The organism is Kineococcus aurantiacus (assembly GCF_013409345.1).
GTDB lineage: Bacteria > Actinomycetota > Actinomycetes > Actinomycetales > Kineococcaceae > Kineococcus > Kineococcus aurantiacus.
This window is the reverse complement of record NZ_JACCBB010000002.1, coordinates 138,575-155,176: the sequence shown is the minus strand read 5'-3', so window position 1 is coordinate 155,176 and position 16,602 is coordinate 138,575. Positions and strand designations below refer to the sequence as shown.

At 68.9% G+C, this 16,602-nt stretch carries 11 protein-coding genes; all 11 read left to right on the top strand.

The features are described 5' to 3' along the window. Positions 1 to 22 precede the first annotated feature (22 nt). The 11 genes from BJ968_RS23620 to BJ968_RS23570 all read left to right on the top strand — a co-directional run bounded on the left by BJ968_RS23620 (position 23) and on the right by BJ968_RS23570 (position 16,400). Positions 23 to 1,417 carry an ABC transporter substrate-binding protein gene (locus tag BJ968_RS23620; protein ID WP_179757401.1) on the top strand — a complete coding sequence of 465 codons (1,395 nt, stop codon included), beginning with the start codon at positions 23 to 25 and terminating at the stop codon, positions 1,415 to 1,417. Between the two features lie 126 nt (positions 1,418 to 1,543). After that, the gene (locus tag BJ968_RS23615; protein WP_179757399.1) at positions 1,544 to 2,497 is read left to right on the top strand and encodes a carbohydrate ABC transporter permease; all 954 of its coding nucleotides are present in this window, start codon (positions 1,544 to 1,546) and stop codon (positions 2,495 to 2,497) included. After that, positions 2,494 to 3,396: a carbohydrate ABC transporter permease gene (locus BJ968_RS23610; RefSeq protein ID WP_179757397.1), complete on the top strand. Its 903-nt coding sequence runs from the start codon at positions 2,494 to 2,496 to the stop codon at positions 3,394 to 3,396. The genes BJ968_RS23615 and BJ968_RS23610 overlap by 4 nt, the downstream gene beginning before the upstream one ends. Before the next feature lie 7 nt (positions 3,397 to 3,403). Further along, positions 3,404 to 5,734 (top strand): alpha-xylosidase, encoded by a 2,331-nt coding sequence (gene yicI, locus BJ968_RS23605; protein ID WP_179757395.1) that lies wholly within the window; start codon positions 3,404 to 3,406, stop codon positions 5,732 to 5,734. 272 nt (positions 5,735 to 6,006) lie between these two features. Further along, positions 6,007 to 6,552, top strand: a complete 546-nt coding sequence (locus tag BJ968_RS23600; RefSeq protein ID WP_179757393.1) for a TetR family transcriptional regulator — start codon at positions 6,007 to 6,009, stop codon at positions 6,550 to 6,552. An 814-nt stretch (positions 6,553 to 7,366) separates the two neighbouring features. Further along, entirely contained in the window at positions 7,367 to 9,139 is a 1,773-nt protein-coding gene (locus BJ968_RS27135) for an AAA-type ATPase lid domain-containing protein (RefSeq protein WP_218886606.1), read from the top strand. Positions 9,140 to 9,335: 196 nt separating this feature from the next. After that, on the top strand, positions 9,336 to 10,283 hold the full coding sequence (locus tag BJ968_RS23590; protein WP_179757389.1) for a C-terminal binding protein: 948 nt from the start codon (positions 9,336 to 9,338) through the stop codon (positions 10,281 to 10,283). A gap of 17 nt (positions 10,284 to 10,300) precedes the next feature. After that, positions 10,301 to 11,581: an aminotransferase class III-fold pyridoxal phosphate-dependent enzyme gene (locus BJ968_RS23585; RefSeq protein WP_179757387.1), complete on the top strand. Its 1,281-nt coding sequence runs from the start codon at positions 10,301 to 10,303 to the stop codon at positions 11,579 to 11,581. A gap of 14 nt (positions 11,582 to 11,595) precedes the next feature. Then, positions 11,596 to 12,483 carry a fumarylacetoacetate hydrolase family protein gene (locus BJ968_RS23580; RefSeq protein ID WP_179757384.1) on the top strand — a complete coding sequence of 296 codons (888 nt, stop codon included), beginning with the start codon at positions 11,596 to 11,598 and terminating at the stop codon, positions 12,481 to 12,483. 61 nt (positions 12,484 to 12,544) lie between these two features. After that, on the top strand, positions 12,545 to 14,638 hold the full coding sequence (locus BJ968_RS23575; RefSeq protein WP_179757382.1) for a hydantoinase/oxoprolinase family protein: 2,094 nt from the start codon (positions 12,545 to 12,547) through the stop codon (positions 14,636 to 14,638). A 1-nt stretch (position 14,639) separates the two neighbouring features. Next, positions 14,640 to 16,400, top strand: coding sequence for a hydantoinase B/oxoprolinase family protein (locus tag BJ968_RS23570; protein WP_179757380.1), 1,761 nt, complete (start codon positions 14,640 to 14,642; stop codon positions 16,398 to 16,400). Positions 16,401 to 16,602: the final 202 nt, after the last annotated feature.

Below are 16,602 nucleotides of genomic sequence, written 5' to 3'. Positions count from 1 at the left end.
CCGGCACGTCGAGGGAGATGTGATGACCCACCAGCCCCAGCCCAGCCCCCACCGCACGACCAGCTCCGCGACCGGCAGCTTCACCAACAGGCGCTCAGCGACCTCCCGGCGCACCTTCCTGGCCGGCGCCGCAGCCACGGCCGGCTTGACCGCCACCGCATGCAGCTCCGGCGACGACTCCGCCGCCGGCGGTTCCGGCGGTGACAGCGGCCCGGTCACCCTGCAGTTCTGGACCTACTCCCTCAAGGGCGGTGACCCGGCCGCCCAGGCCATCATCGAGCGCTACCACGAGCTCAACCCCGACGTCACCGTCAAGCTGTCCGAGGTCGGCGGCACCCCGGAGACCGCCTCGAAGCTGTTGGCCGCCGACCGCGCCGACACCGCCCCCGACGTCGTGCAGATCGAGTACCGCGCCCTGCCCTCCCTCGTCGTGGCCGGAGTCGTGGCCGACCTGACCAAGCAGGTGTCCTCCTCCAAGGCCGGGGCCCAGGACAACATCTGGTCCCTGTGCACCCTCGACGACACCGTCTACGGCGTGCCGCAGGACATCGGCCCGATGATGTTCACCTACCGCAAGGACCTCTTCGACCAGTACGGCGTGAAGGTCCCCACCACGTGGGCCGAGTACGCCGCCGCCGCTGAGGCCATCCACACCGCCGACCCCAGCGTCTACATCGCCAGCTTCGCCGCCACCCAGTTCGAGTTCTTCGCCGCCCACGCCGCCCAGGCCGGGGCGAAGTGGTGGTCCAACGACGGTGAGACCTGGACGGTCAGCCTCACCGATGACGCCTCACTGGCCACCGCCGACTTCTGGCAGGACCTGGTCCGCCGGGACCTGGTGACCGTCCAGCCGCTGCTGACCCCGGAGTGGAACGCCCAGGTCAACGCCGGGAAGATCCTCAGCTGGGCCGCCGCGGCCTGGGCCCCCAGCGTCTTGTACTCCGTGGCCCCCGACACCGCCGGCAAGTGGGAGTCCGCACCGCTGCCGCAGTGGACCCCGGGTGACTCGGCGGTTCCCTTCCTCGGCGGCTCGACCTACCTGGTGCCGGCGAAGTCCAAGCACGCCGACGCGGCGGCGAAGTTCGCCGCCTGGCTGGGAGCCTCCGACGAGGGCTCGAAGCTGCTGCTCACCCTCGACATCTACCCCGGCGGCAACGGCGGACGCGAAGCCACCTTGAAGTCCGCCCCGCCGCGCCTGATGCCGCAGCAGACGGACTTCTACCAGATCGCCGACCAGGTCATCGACGACACCACCATCACCCAAACCTGGGGCCCCAACGTCAACGTCGCCAGCTCCACCTTCGGCGACGCCCTCAACGAGGCCGCGCTGGGCGGCGGCTCGTTCCGCGACGTGTACGCCAGCACCCAGGCCGCGATCATCGCCGACCTGAAGAAGTCCGGCTTCACCGTCTCCTGACCGTGCCGTCCGTACCGTTGACGTCCCACCGTTGACGCCCCGGCGTGCCGCCGTGGTCGCTCAGCCCCGTCCTCGCCCCACGCCCTCCCGTACCGGCCGCGTCCTGCCCATGAGAGAAGATGGCCCATGACCGTCCTGCAGCACCCCGCCCCCGCAACGGGCTCGCGGCGATCGCGCCGAGGCTCGCTACCGCGCGCGGTCGCGCCGTGGGCGTTCGTCGCACCGGCCGCGGTCTTCTTCACGCTGTTCCTGCTGCTGCCCATCGCGTACGCGCTGTGGCTGAGCTTCCGCGGCTACCGCGTCAGCGGCGGCGGTGCCTTCGGGCGCCGGGTGGAGGGGTTCGTCGGGCTGGAGAACTACACCAGCGCCCTGAGTGACCCCGAGTTCCTCGCCGGCCTGGGCCGGGTCCTGATCTACGGGTGCATCTCGATCCCGCTGGTGCTGGGCTTCGCCCTGCTCTTCGCCCTGCTGCTGGACACTCCCGCGGTGCGCGCTCGCAGCTTCTCCCGCACCGCCATCTTCATGCCCTACGCGGTGCCCGGCGTCATCGCCACCTTGCTGTGGGGGTTCATGTACCTGCCCAGCACCAGCCCCATCAACTACATCGCCACCCGGCTCGGCGCCAGCCCGCTGGACTTCCTGTCCACCCCCTTCCTCTACTTCTCCATGGCCAACATCGCCCTGTGGTCCGGGGTGGGCTTCAACATGATCGTCATCTACACCTCCCTGCGCTCCATCCCCACCGAGATCTACGAAGCCGCCCGCATCGACGGCGCCACCGAACGCCAGATCGCCCTGCGCATCAAGGTGCCCCTGGTCGCCCCGGCCCTGGTGCTGACCGGGCTGTTCTCCGTCATCGGGACCTTCCAGCTCTACAGCGAACCGGCCACCCTGCGGCCCTTCACCTCCACGATCTCCTCCACGTGGGTGCCGCTGATGAAGATCTACCAAGAGGCCTTCGACAACGACAACCTCGGTGGCGCGGCCGCGGCCTCGGTGGTCCTGGCCGTGGGCACCCTGCTGCTGTCCACCGTCGTCCTGCGCTTCTTCCAGCGCACCACCTTCGGAGGCGAGCGATGAGCACCCAGACCATCTCTTCCCGCACCGGCGCAAGCCGCCCGACCCGCCCTGCCCGACCCCGGGGTGTTCGCCGCAAAGGCGGCGGACCGGCGACCGCGGTGCTGCTGCTGGGCGCGCTGTACTGCCTGATCCCGGTCGCCTGGGTCGTCATCGCCTCCTCCAAGGCACCCCGGGAGCTGTTCACCACCTTCTCCTTCGCCCCCGGCACCTCCCTGCTGGACAACCTCGCCGCGCTGAGCAGCTACGCCGGCGGTCAGTTCTGGCGGTGGGCGGCCAACAGCCTGCTGTACGCCGGCCTCGGGGCGCTGCTGTCCACCCTGGTCTCGGCCATGGCCGGCTACGGACTGGCCAAGTTCCGCTTCCGCGGCCGTGAGGCCCTCTTCGCCGTCGTCCTGGCCGGGGTGCTGGTGCCCGGCATCGTCGTGGCCGTCCCGCAGTACCTGCTGATGGCCGCCGCCGGGCTGGCCGGCACCTACTGGTCGGTCCTGCTACCGGTGATCATCAACCCCTTCGGCATCTTCCTCGCCCGGGTCTTCTGCGCCGCCTCCCTGCCCGACGAGACGCTGGAAGCCGCGCGCATCGACGGGGCGGGGGAGACGCGGATCTTCACCTCCATCGCGCTGCCGATGATGGTGCAGGGCCTGGTGACCGTCTTCCTGCTGCAGTTCGTCGGCATCTGGAACAACTTCCTGCTGCCCTTCATCATGCTCTCGGACCAGGACCAGTACCCCCTGACCCTGGGCCTGTACTCCTTCTTGTCCAAGGGCGCCGGCGACACCGACCTGTACCCCCTCATCGTCACCGGCTCGGCCGTCTCGGTCATCCCGCTCATCGCCCTCATCCTCGTCCTCCAGCGGTACTGGCGCACCGACCTGCTCGCCGGCGGACTGAAAGGCTGACCCTGCTGTGAAGTTCACCGACGGCTACTGGCTGACCCGCACCGGTCTCGACGTGCAGTACGCCGCCCAGGCCTACGACCTGCGCGTCGAAGCTGGCGAGCACGGCGACCAGCTGGTGGTGCATGCCCCCACCAAGGTCATCGACCATCGCGGCGATACCCTCAACCGGGCCCTGCTCACCGTGGTCTTCGACAGCCCTGCTGAAGGCGTCATCCGCACCCGCATCGTGCACCACGCCGGCTCGGCACGGCCCGGCCCCCGATTTGACCTGCACCCCGCAGCTGCCTCGACCGACGCGACCTCAGCGGCCAGCTCAGCCGCCGCATCGGCGCGCAACACGTCCACGCCTGCGGTGATGCCTTCGGTGCAGGCCGGCGTCGACGATGACGGCGGCTGGCTGCGCACCGGGGACCTGGAAGTCTGGGTCGAGCGCGGGGCGCCGTGGTCGGTGCAGTACCGCGATGCACGAGGGATCTTGACGCGCAGCCTGCCCAAGAGTGTGGGCATCGTCCGGGATCAGGCCGGCCGCCACTTCGTCCACGAGCAGCTGGCGCTGTCGGTGGGGGAGACCGTCCACGGGCTGGGGGAGCGTTTCGGCCCGGTCGTGCGCAACGGCCAAAGCGTCGACATCTGGAACGCCGACGGCGGCACCTCCAGCGAGCAGGCATACAAGAACGTGCCCTTCTACCTGTCCGACCGCGGTTACGGCGTCTTCGTCGATGACCCCGGCGCGGTGTCCTTCGAGGTGGCCTCCGAGGTCGTCTCCCGCACCCAGTTCAGCGTCGAGGGTCACGAGCTGACCTACCACGTCATCGCCGGCCCGACTCCGCTGGAGGTGCTGCGCCGCTACACCGGTCTGACCGGGCGGCCCCCGCGCATCCCGGAGTGGTCCTTCGGCCTGTGGCTGTCCACCTCCTTCACCACCGACTACGACGAAGCCACCGTCACCTCCTTCATCGAGGGCATGGCCGAACGCGACCTGCCGCTGAGCGTGTTCCACTTCGACTGCTTCTGGATGCGCGAGTTCCACTGGACCGACTTCGAGTGGGACCCCCGCACCTTCCCCGACCCCCAGGGCATGCTGGCCCGGCTGCACGAGCGCGACCTGAAGGTCTGCGTGTGGATCAACCCCTACATCGCCCAGCAGTCCGCGGCCTTCGCCGAGGCGGCCGCCCAGGGGTACCTGCTGCGCCGCCGCGACGGCAGCGTGTGGCAGACCGACCTGTGGCAGGCCGGCATGGGCATCGTCGACTTCACCAACCCCGCCGCCCGCGCCTGGTTCGCCGGGCACCTGCAACGCCTGCAGGCGATGGGTGTGGACGCTTTCAAGACCGACTTCGGTGAGCGCATCCCCGTCGACGACGTCGTCTGGTTCGACGGCTCCGATCCCCAGCGGATGCACAACCACTACGCCCAGCAGTACAACGCCTGCGTCTTCGAGGCCCTGCGCACCCACCGCGGCGAGGGCGAGGCCGTCGTCTTCGCCCGCAGCGCCACCGCCGGCGGCCAGCAGTTCCCCGTGCACTGGGGTGGGGACTGCTACTCCACCTTCGAGGCGATGGCCGAGACCCTGCGCGGCGGGCTGTCCCTGGCCGCCAGCGGGTTCGCCTTCTGGAGCCACGACATCGGCGGTTTCGAGGGCAACCCCGACCCGGCGGTCTTCAAGCGGTGGCTGGCCTTCGGGTTGCTGTCCAGCCACAGCCGCTTGCACGGGTCCAGCTCCTACCGGGTGCCGTGGGCCTTCGACGAGGAGGCCGTGGACGTCGCCCGCCGCTTCACCCGGCTGAAGATGCGGTTGATGCCGTACCTGGCGCAGCTGGCCCGCGAGGCCCACGAGACCGGCGCACCGGTCCTGCGGCCGATGTTCCTGGAGTTCCCGCACGACCGGGCCGTGGCCCACCTGGACACCCAGTACATGCTGGGGCCCTCCCTGCTGGTCGCGCCCGTCTTCACCGCCGACGGCACGGTCGAGTACTACGTCCCGGCTGGGCGCTGGCAGCACCTGCTGACCGGCGAGGTCGTCGAAGGACCGGGCTGGCGCACCGAACGGCACGGGTTCGACTCCCTGCCCCTGCTGGTGCGGCCCGGCACGGTGCTGCCCGTCGGGGCCCGGTTCGACCGGCCCGACTACGACTACACCGACGGCCTGGTGCTGCACTGCTACGACCTGCCCGAAGCATCGGAGACGGTGCTGCACATCCCCACCGCGGGGGCCGGTGACAGCCTGACCATCCGAGTCCAGCGAGACGGGGACCAGCTGACGGCGAGTACCGGTGACGGGGAACCCCTCCTGGGGCCGTCGCCACGAGTCATCATGGATCTACCCGTCAACTTGTGACGCAGTCCCGGCGGCCGGGCACGGACTTCGTCCGGGTTGGGTCGCCGGCCTGTGATCGTGGGGATGGCGAGGGGCGTCTTGGGAAAAGCACCAAAGCGCTGCGAAGGCGTGGGCGGTACGTGGCCCACCATGTCACCATCGCATTCGGCAACGGGTATGCAGGTAGGTGGTCAGCGCGGCCAGTTGAGGGTGCCTCGGCCCTACGAAGGGAGCGGACGTCGATGCATCGCCGGGGTGCGTACGCGAAGACGCCACTGAGGCAACTGAGGATCGTGCTGATCGCCAAGGAGATGTTCGCCGCTCACGGGTACTGGGGGACGTCGCTGACGGCAGTAGCCAGGGCCGCCGATCTCAGCTCGACCGGGGTTACACACCACTTCCCGTCCAAAGACATGCTGATGATGGCGGTGCTGGATCATGCCAGCTCGAGCCTCCTGCCTGCTGTGGACGCCGGCTCGACAGGGCTGCGTGCGTCGATGAGCGAACTGGCTCGCCGAGCGTGTGCTGACCCTTCTTCGGCGCGTCTTGTGCTGATGCTCGAAGCTGAAGCTTGCTCTGCCGACCACCCGGCGCACCGGTGGTTCCAGCATTGGCGGCGCACCCTGCGCAGCTCGGCGCGGCAGTGGGCTCTAGCAGACCCGACTTTGAGACTGAACCAGACCGAGGCTGAGGTGCTGGGGCTACAGGTCGTCGCCACCTGCGAAGGCCTGTTACTGCACTGGCTCGCCGACGGGGACTTCGACGTGGTTCAGGCAGTGGACGCTGCCGTCGCGACGCTAGCGGCGGGTGCGAGGGTGTGCGACACGAGCAGCGTTTGAGGACCTGAGTGACCGCGGCTTCCAGCCCAGGATGACTAGCCCTGGGGCGAAGCGACGGCGACCTCCCAGGTATCAGCCACGGCGCGGCAGGGGAGCGGTGGCTGCGTGACCTCTGCGCCACCAGCCGGGGCTCCGCTGCGAGCTGATCAACATGGATGCCGATGCACACTGCGCGGCGGCCGATCCCGATCATGCTGCCTCCGCGCCTCCGCGCCTCCGCGCCTCCGCGCCTCCGCGCCTCCGCGCCTCCGCGCCTCCGCGCCAAGCGCGGTCTGGACGGTCCGGGTCCGTCCTCAGCGGGCTGGTGGGTGCTTTCGAGGTCCGTCGCGCCGGGTGCCGTCGCTGCGGGTCTCACCAGGGGTCGGCGGCCGAGGCCTCGAAGACGGGGCTGCTGGAGGACCGGGCTGTCGGGATCGGCCCGGTCGGCCAGCTAGATGGTCGTGTCCGACGCTCGTGCGGCATCAGCCGGGCACCTGTCAGACACCTCGAGCACCCGTTTAGCAGCTGTCCGACGGATCGGGGCAAGAGCGGATGCGGCTGGTCCAGGCGGCCGCGGCTCGCACTGCTGCCGCTCGGGCGCGGTCACGGCTTGCGGGGTGCATGACGCCTGTCCGGAAGCGCCCGCCCTTGGTCGCCGAGGGCAGGTGCGCGGATGCGAGCCGCCGGTCAGCCCACCGTTCGGTGTCACATGCGCGAAACGTCGTGGAAACGACCAAGTGATCTAACACCTTTTGGGCGTAGGGAGTAGACAAGACCCACCTAACGGATGTTAGGTTCATGCCTCGTACCGCTCGACGACGAGGAAGTCACCATGGTGTCAGTCGCAACGCGCCCGATGAGTGCCCCCTCCGCGCTTCGCTACACGGATGAGATTCGTGACCGGTTCCTGAATCGTGTCACCGACGACTTGTCCAGCCTTCGTCCTGTGGTCGCCCGGTCCTGGCGACGCAGCCGCGCTGCGGGCGTCGACGGTCAAACCGACCGCGGTTACATCGAAGAGGGACGAGTCGACGAGCGGACCACCTCTGTCGCCGCGCCACACCTGCGCAAGCTGGACGAGATGGCCAGTGACATCGGCGGCTACGTCAGCCTGACCTCGCCCAACGGTGCCCTCGTCAAGGCTCCCTTCCTGCGCGACGACTCCGACTTCCCGCCGGGCTACTCGTTGCTGGAGGCCAGCTGCGGTAGCAATGGCGAGGGGGTGGCCCTCGAGGAGGGACGAGCCGTGTGGCTCTCCCCCGAGGAGCACTTCCGCGACGACATGCGCGGTAACTGGTGCTTCGCCTCCCTCATCCGAGACCCCTTCCATAACCGGGTGCGCGGTGTCATCGGCCTGACGTTGCCGGCGGCCCGTGTCGGGCAGCTCGAGCCGTCCGCCACCCTCCTCATGCTGGAGAACGTCACCTCGCGCATCGAGCATGAGATCGAGACGCTCATGTCGGCACGCGAGCGCACGTTGATGCGTGAGTACCTCACTACGTCGCGACGTCGCGGTGCGGCGGCGGTGATCGCAACCGATGGCAAGCACTCGATCATGAACGCCAACGCCAGCGCCTCATTGGAGGGTGCTGACCTGTCCGTGATCGCCGGCTACACCAAAGGAGTCATGTCGACGGGACACGGCCTCAGCGCTCAGGTGGTGTTGTCAGGATCGGGTCCTGCGACTATCGACGTCGCACCGGTGGACCTGTCGGCTTCCAGCTACGGCGCCGTCGCCGTCATCCGACTTGGCACGAGCGTGGGCGCAGGCCAGCGTGCCTGCCCGGCTGAGCCTCCTGCGCACGAAGCATCGTTGCGAGAACGACTGCACGGTCAGAGCATGTCCTTCCAACGTCTCATCGCCTTGACGAACACGGCGATCGAGCAGCGCCGCTCAGTGCTGATCCTCGGTGAACCCGGCAGTGGCAAGTCACACCTGGCCGAGGTGATTGCGCGAGCTCGAGGAGGTGAGCTGCACCTGGATGCGCGCCACGGCGACGTCTGTCGGCGCTTCGAGGCCGCTCGCGCCGCCCATCGTGAGGCTTCCGGTGTCCTGATGCTGACGCACGCTGACGAACTGTCCACGACACGGGCCTGTGACATCGCCGCCCAGCTGAGGAGTGGTGGCGACTGGACCATCGTCATGACGGCGGGGAGCCCCAGCGACGCCACGCGAGTCCTGTCCGACGTCACGGGACCCCTGGAGATCCCCATCGCGCCGTTGCGCCGCCGGCGTGAGGACATTCCGCTGTTGGCCAATGCCATCGCAGACGAAGTCGGGGACCGGCGACTGTCCCGCAAGGTCCTCTCGACCCTGACCGACTCCGATTGGCCACGCAACGTCACTCAGTTGCGCCAAGTCGTGGTCGACGCTGCCGCTCACTGCCGCGGTATCGAGATCACCGAAACTGACCTGCCCGAGGGATTCCACCGGGTCCTGACCGGAGGGCGGCTGTCCCGCCTGGAGGACGCCGAGCTCGTGGAGATCCGCAGTGCCCTGCGCGAAGCAGGCGGTAACCGGCGGTTGGCGGCGGAGATCCTGGAGATCGGACGGTCCACGTTGTACCGGCGGATGGACTACTTCCGCAGCAGGGGCTTCGACATCTGATCCATCCGTCACCGGGCTGGACGTGCGGGCCCAGCCACTCCGCCCTGCCTGCCCGGCCCCGCCGGGGTGTTCCGATCTGGCACGGATACCGCTGCCGCCAAGACGGTTGACTGGTTCCAGTCCTCGAGCAGGTCCCCGAAGGGACCGACCACATGCTCACGATGACGAGACCACGACACGAACAGGACGGCACGACATGAGCGGCGACGCGCAGGGAACCATCTTGGTGGCACCGCACCACTTCCCAGACCTCGACCGTGAACACGCGCTGGCGAAGGAGGTCGACCGGGAGCTGGTGGCAGCACCCGACGCCGACGCCTTCCGCACCGCATTGCCCGACGCTGAAGTTGTGATGGTCACACCGTACGCCCGCTTGACCGCCGAGGAGTTCCCCTTCATGGGCAAGTGCCGGGCGGTGATCCGCTACGGCATGGGCTACGACAACATCGACGTCGACGCAGCCACCGCAGCAGGCATCCCGGTAGCGATCGTTCCCGGGACCGCTTCCGAGGAGGTGGCCTCGCACGCCTTCGCGATGGGTCTGGCCTTGGCCCGGCGGCTACCCACCGGCGATGCTTCCATCCGCTCGCTGGGTTGGGCCGGCATCATCGGCTACGACACTCCAGTGCTCTCCCAGTTGCAGGTGGGCGTCGTGGGCCTTGGCCGCATCGGTCAGCACGTCGCCCGCATGTGGACGGCCGTGGGAGCTCACGTCAAGGGGTACGACCCCTACGCCACCGACGGTCCGGTGGAGCTGGCCACCCTCGACACCGTCCTGCAGGAGTCCGACGTCGTCTCCTTGCACCTGCCGCTCAACGACGACACCTGGCACCTGGTCTCCGAAGACGTGCTGGCCCGGATGCGCCGGGGGGCTGTCGTGGTCAACGTCTCACGCGGAGGCCTCATCGACGAGGACGCCCTGGCCGCGGCCCTGATCTCAGGTCATCTCGCCGGCGCAGGCATCGACACCTTCTCCCAGGAGCCAGTCGCCGCCGAGCACCCGCTGCGGTCGGCCCCCAACACGATCCTCACCCCGCACATCGCCTGGCGGTCGAACCGCTCGACCGGTGCCTTACAGGACGGTGCGGTGCAGCGAGCCCGGCTGGCGCTGACCGGGCAGCCCCTGACCGACCGCGTGAACTGACGAACTGGAGAAGCGACGTGTCCGCCAACACCCAGGCTCCCCCCGCCACCGACGATTTGCTCACCGAGGACCCGCACCTGCGTCGCGGCCCGCGCGGCTTCCCACTGCTTCCCGGAGGCTATGGGCGCTCGACCTACTACATCGGAGCTCCCAGCCCCTACGCCGTCCGCGGAGAGGGCTACCGCGTCTGGGACGACCGTGGTCGGGAGCTCATCGACGCGAACAACAACTTCACCTCCTTGATCCACGGTAACGCCCACCCCGAGATCACCGAGGCGGCCACCAAAGCCCTGACCTCCGGCGCGAGTTGGGGCATCCCCAACCTCCACGAGTGGGAATTGGCCGAGCTGCTCCTGTCGCGTCTGCCCCAGCTGGACCAGGTGCGCTTCACCAACTCCGGCACCGAAGCGGTCATGTCCGCCGTCCGGATCGCCCGAGCCAGCACGGGGCGTGAGCGTGTCATCGTCACACAGGGTGGCTACCACGGAACCTCCGACCTCGCCTTGGTCCCCGGCGGCCCCAGCTACACCCGGGGCGTGACGCGCGGGGTCATCGACGACGTCACCGCCATCCCCCTCAACGACGTCGACCGGCTGCGGCGCGCGATCGAGACGGCACCCACGGAGTACGCGGCGATCATCCTCGATCTGCTGCCCAACCGCGCCGGGCTGTTGCGCATCTCCGATGACTTCGTCACTACCGCCCGGGACCTGGCCACCCGGCACGGCATCGTCCTGATCATCGATGAGGTGATCAGCCTGCGCCTGGGGCTGCAGGGCCTGAGCGGGCAGTACGGTGTGGCGCCGGACCTGCTGACCACCGGCAAGACCATCGGCGGCGGCTTCGCTGTTGGGGCAGTCGTCGGGCTCGCCGAGTTGATGGCCGAGGTCGACCCGACGCGAGCAGGCAGCCTGCCGCACGGTGGCACCTTCTCCGGCAACCCGGTGAGCATGGCAGCCGGCGCCGCAGCCCTTCGCCTCTACCCCGAACCCGAGGTCGACCGGCTCAACCGGCTCGGCGACAACGCACGCGAGAAGGTCAACGCCCAAGTCAGCCAGGCCGGATGGGAAGTGCGCGGCCGCGGATCGCTACTGCGCGCGGTCCCCGCAGGAGCTCAGAAGGTCGATGAGGCCACCCAGCACCGTCTGTGGTGGGCCTCCTACCAGCGTGGGCTGCTCGGCTCCCCGGCCAACCTGCTCTCGTTGTCCACCCCCATGGACGGCGCCGTCGTCGACGACATCGCCGACCGCCTGGCCGATGCCGTGCTCGCCGTCGCCGACGCCCCGACCAGCGCCTGAGGAAGGAAACCACCATGAGGATCGTCTCCTACGTGCACGAGCATGGCGTTCGCGGCGGCATCCTGTCCGAGGGCGCCGTCTACGACCTGCAACGCCTCCTGCTGGCTTCCGGCCGGATCGTCACCTCCCCCTCGGTCCGTGACTTCCTGACCACCCACGGGGAGGACCTGGAGAAGCTGTCTGACCAGTTCGCTCAGCTGGTGCAGGACAACCCGCACACCTGGGTCGGTGACCTGCGCAACATCCAGCTGACCTCCCCGGTCCCCGACCCTGCCAAGGTGCTGTGCGTCGGGCTCAACTACAAGGACCACGTCGCCGAGACCGGACGGGCGCTGCCGGAGTACCCCGACGTCTTCGCCAAGTTCGCCACCTCCATGATCGGCCCGGCGGACGAGATCGAAGGCGCGGACGTCAGTTCCAACCTCGACTTCGAAGGTGAGGTCGCCGTCGTGATCGGACGCACCGCGCGGCGGGTCCCTGAAGCCGAGGCCCTTGCGTACATCGCCGGGCTGGCACCGCTGAACGACATCTCAGCCCGGGACCTGCAGTACCGCGGCACCCAGTGGCTGGCCGGCAAGTCCGTCGACCGGTCCACGCCCTGGGGGCCCGCCCTGGTCACCCTTGACGAAGCTGGCGACATTCAGGACCTGGATCTGGTGACCCGTGTCAACGGCACGGAAGTGCAGCGCTCGAACACGAAGTACCAGATCTTCCCCATCGCCCGCATCGTGTCCTACCTGTCCAGCTTCCTGACCCTCGAGCCGGGCGATGTCATCGCCACCGGTACCCCCCAGGGCATCGGTGCCAAGCGCACCCCACCGCTGTGGCTGCGCCCCGGCGACGTCATCGACGTCGATGTCGAGCGGATCGGCCTGCTCAGCAACCGCGTAGGCGCGTACTGACGCTCCCGCACCGCCCCGTTCGCGGGGTCTCCCCGTCCGGCTCGACAGACATGGAAGAAAGATGAACGACGTTCACACCGAGAACAAGGGCGACGGTGCCAGGTACCGCATCGCCGTCGACACCGGCGGCACCTTCACCGACGTGGTGGTCGGGTCCGACACCGGCGACATGGCGGTCGGCAAGGCGCTGACGACCTACGACCGCGTCTTCACCGGCTTCGAAGCCTCGGTCCACCGTGCGGCCGAGTCCGTCGGCTGGGACGGGGAGGAGGTGCTGCGCAACGCCGACGTCATCGTGTACGGCACCACCCACGCCACCAACGCCGTCCTCACCGGCAGGGTCGCTCGTACCGCGCTGCTGACCACCGACGGCTTCGCCGACACTCTGCTGCTGCGCGAAGGAGGCCGGCGCGACGCGTTCGACTCCAAGGCCGCCTACCCCGGGCCCTACATCCCCCGTCGGCTCACCTACGAGGTTCGCGAGCGGATCTCCTCCGAAGGCGACGTCCTGGTTCCCCTGGACGAGCAGCAGGTCCGCGAGGTGCTGCAGCAGCTGGCCGACGAGAACATCGAGGCCGTGGCGGTCTCCTTCTTGTGGTCGATCGTCAACGACACCCACGAGAAGCGACTGGGTCAGCTCATCGAGGACATCCTGCCCGGAGTTCCGTACACGCTGTCCCACGAGGCCAACCCCACCATCCGTGAGTACCGCCGGTCCTCGGCCGCGGCGATCGACGCCTCGCTCAAGCCCCTCATGGCCGACCACCTGGGCAACCTGCGCTCGGACCTGGTGCAGTACGGGTTCTCCGGTGACCTGCTGGTGGTGACCTCCGAAGGCGCCGTCCTCGACGTGGCCGATGTTCTCGATCGACCGGTACTGCTGCTCAACTCCGGTCCGTCGATGGCCCCCTTGGTCGGTGCCGCCGCCGCGCCCGACCGCGAGATCGTCGTCGTGTGCGACATGGGCGGGACCACCTTCGACGTCTCCTTGGTAGAGAAGGGCGTCGTCCGTCACACGCGCGAGGCCTGGCTGGGTGAGCCGTTCGTCGGTCACCTCACCGGGTTGTCGTCCGTCGCCGTCTCCAGCATCGGCGCCGGCGGTGGCAGCATCGCTTGGATCGACGGCGGCGGTCTGCTGCGCGTCGGCCCGCAGAGCGCGCGCAGCACGCCCGGCCCGGCCGCCTACGGCCGCGGTGGCGAGGAGCCGACCGTCACCGACGCGTGTGTGGCGCTCGGCTACCTCGACGCCAGCGGCTTCGAAGGGGGCTTCACCCTCGACCGCCACGCCGCCGTCAAGGCGATCGACTCGCGCATCGCCGGCCCGCTCGGCATGGACACCACTCAAGCCGCCCAGGCCATCCTCGACGTCTCGGCCAACCACATGGCCACGGCCATCCGGCAGGCGTCCCTGGAGCAGGGCGTGGATCCGCGCGGAGCACTCATCGTCGCCGGCGGAGGAGCGGGCGCGATGGTCGCCGCGGCCATCGGCATCCTGCTGGAGGCCGATACGGTGTTGATTCCCGCCACCGCCGGTGTCCTGGCGGCCTACGGCGCGCACCGGGCGCCCATCGCCACCGAGTTCCTCTCGCCCCTGCACAACGACACCCACGCCTTCGACGCCGCCTCCGCGACGCGGGCCGTCGAAGACCTCAAGGCCAAAGCCGCCGTGTTCGCCGCCCGCTTCGACGGCGTGGGGGAGAAGCCGGAGTTCACCTACTTCGTCGACGCCCGCTACCCTGGACAGGCTTGGGACCTGCGAGTGCACCTGGTGTCGGCTCCCGAGGGCCCCGACACCGCGACGGTGATCGAGCAGGCTTTCCACGCCGAGCACGACCGCCGCAACGGCACGCACGACGCCCGCAGCCGCGTTGAGGTCATCACTTGGGGCGTGCGGGTCGAGGTACCCCGCCCGGAGCAGCTCAAGGACACGGTCGCCACGAGCGGCGCCCCGCAGTCGCACCGCACCGACCCGATGGTCTTTGGCGGCGCCACCTACGACACGACGCGTTTTCGCGGCGTGACCCTCGGTCCGGCGGACAAGATCGTGGGGCCGGCGGTCATCGACCTGCCGACCACGACCATCGTCGTGCCCCCCGAGTGGGACGCCACCTTGGATGACCGTTCCAACATCTACCTGACCCGCAAGGAGGCGTGACGTGTCGCGCGAATTTGACCCGGTCAAGCTGTCGGTGCTGGCCAACGCCTTCGACGGCATCGTCCGGGAGATGACCAGCGGACTGCTGCGCTCGGCTCGCTCTTCGGTCATCAACACCGCCCGCGACTTCTCCTGCGCCGTGCTGACCGCCGACAACCAGCTGTTGGCGGCCGCTGAGGGCGTACCGGTGCACGTCTTCGGCGCCGGCCCGCTGGGTGAGGACATGGTGGCGCTGCACGACGACATCCGTGAAGGCGACGCCTACCTGCACAACGACCCCTACCTGGGCAACTCGCACGCAGCCGACCACGTCATCCTCGTGCCCATCTTCGTGCAGGGTCGTCACCTCTTCACCGCAGTCACCAAGGCCCACCAGGCCGACTGCGGCAACTCCCTTCCGACGACGTTCTTCGCCACCGCCCGAGACGTCTACGAGGAAGGTGCGCTGATCTTTCCCTGCGTCAGGATCCAGCGTGACTACACCGACCTTGACGACATCATCCGGATGTGCCGCTCGCGCATCCGGGTACCCGAGCAGTGGTACGGGGACTACCTGGCCTCCGTGGGTGCCTCGCGCATCGCTGAACGCCGCGTGCAGGAGCTCGCCGAGAAGTTCGGCGCCGATGTCTTGATCGAGTTCGTGCAAGCCTGGTTCGACTACTCCGAGCGGCTCGCCGTCAGCGCGGTCGAGACGCTGCCGGAGTATGTCATCACCGGCACCAGCACTCACGACCCCTTCCCCGGAACCGGCCCCGAGGGTGTGCCTCTAAAGGCCACTGTCTCGGTCAAACCGAAGGAGGGGCGTGTCACGATCGACCTGCGTGACAACCCTGACAACCTGCCGAACGGCCTGAACCTCACCCGGGCGACGGCCACCGGTGCTGCTCTGGCCGGCGTGTTGTCCGGCCTGCCGGAAAATCTGCCCAGCAACGCGGGTACCTTCCGCCGCTTTGAGGTCCTGCTGCGAGAAGGCTGCGCGGTCGGCATTCCCAAGCACCCCTACTCGTGCTCGTCGGGCACCACCAACCTGGCCGACCGTGTCGTCAACATCGTCCAGTCCGCGTTCTCTCAGATCGAGGACGGCTACGGGGCGGCCGAAGGAGCCTCCGGTCAGGCTCCGGCCAAGTCAGTCATCTCCGGCATCGATGAGCGCAACGGCAATGCCTACGTCAATCAGATCCTCGTCGGCGGTGTGGGCGGACCGGCCACCCCTTACGTCGATGGCTGGCCCACCTACCAGCGTCCGGTGTGCGGTGCCTTGCTGTACCACGACAGCGTCGAGGTCGACGAGCAGCGCTACCCCATCCTGGTCCATGAGCGGGTCCTGGTCGCCGACACCGGCGGCGCCGGCCGCCAGCGCGGCGGCCTCGCGACTCGAGTCACCCTCGAAGCTCGCGACGACGACTTGACCATCACCTACGGCATCGAGGGCAAGCTCAACCCCCCCAAGGGCGTGCGCGGCGGTGCCGGCGGTGCTGGGCCGCAAACCTGGGTGGAAGGGTCTGACGGTGTCCGCACCGAGATCCCCGTGGTAGGCCGCTACGACCTGCGCCGCGGCGACAAGGTCGTGTCCATAACACCCGGCGGCGGCGGTTACGGCGACCCGTTGGAGCGTGATGCTGAGGCAGTCCTAGACGACCTGCGTGAAAGCCGCATCAGCGCTCGAGGCGCTCTGGAGGACTACGGTGTGGTCATCAGCGACCTCGAGATCGACGAGGTCGCCACGGCGCAGCTGCGTCGCGAGCGCGTCGGCGCCCGCTAGAGACCGAGCCTCGCTGCGGCGGTCGCCGGCACCAGCTGCCCGCCGACGACCGCCGCGGCGACTGTGTCCCGTTGTGGGACGCACGAGAACCAGTACCGCAACGCAGGATGGTGCACGTCAGGCGTTCCCGGCGTCACCCGACACCGGCGACACCGGCGACACCGGCAACACCGGCAACACCGGCAACACCGGCGACACCGCA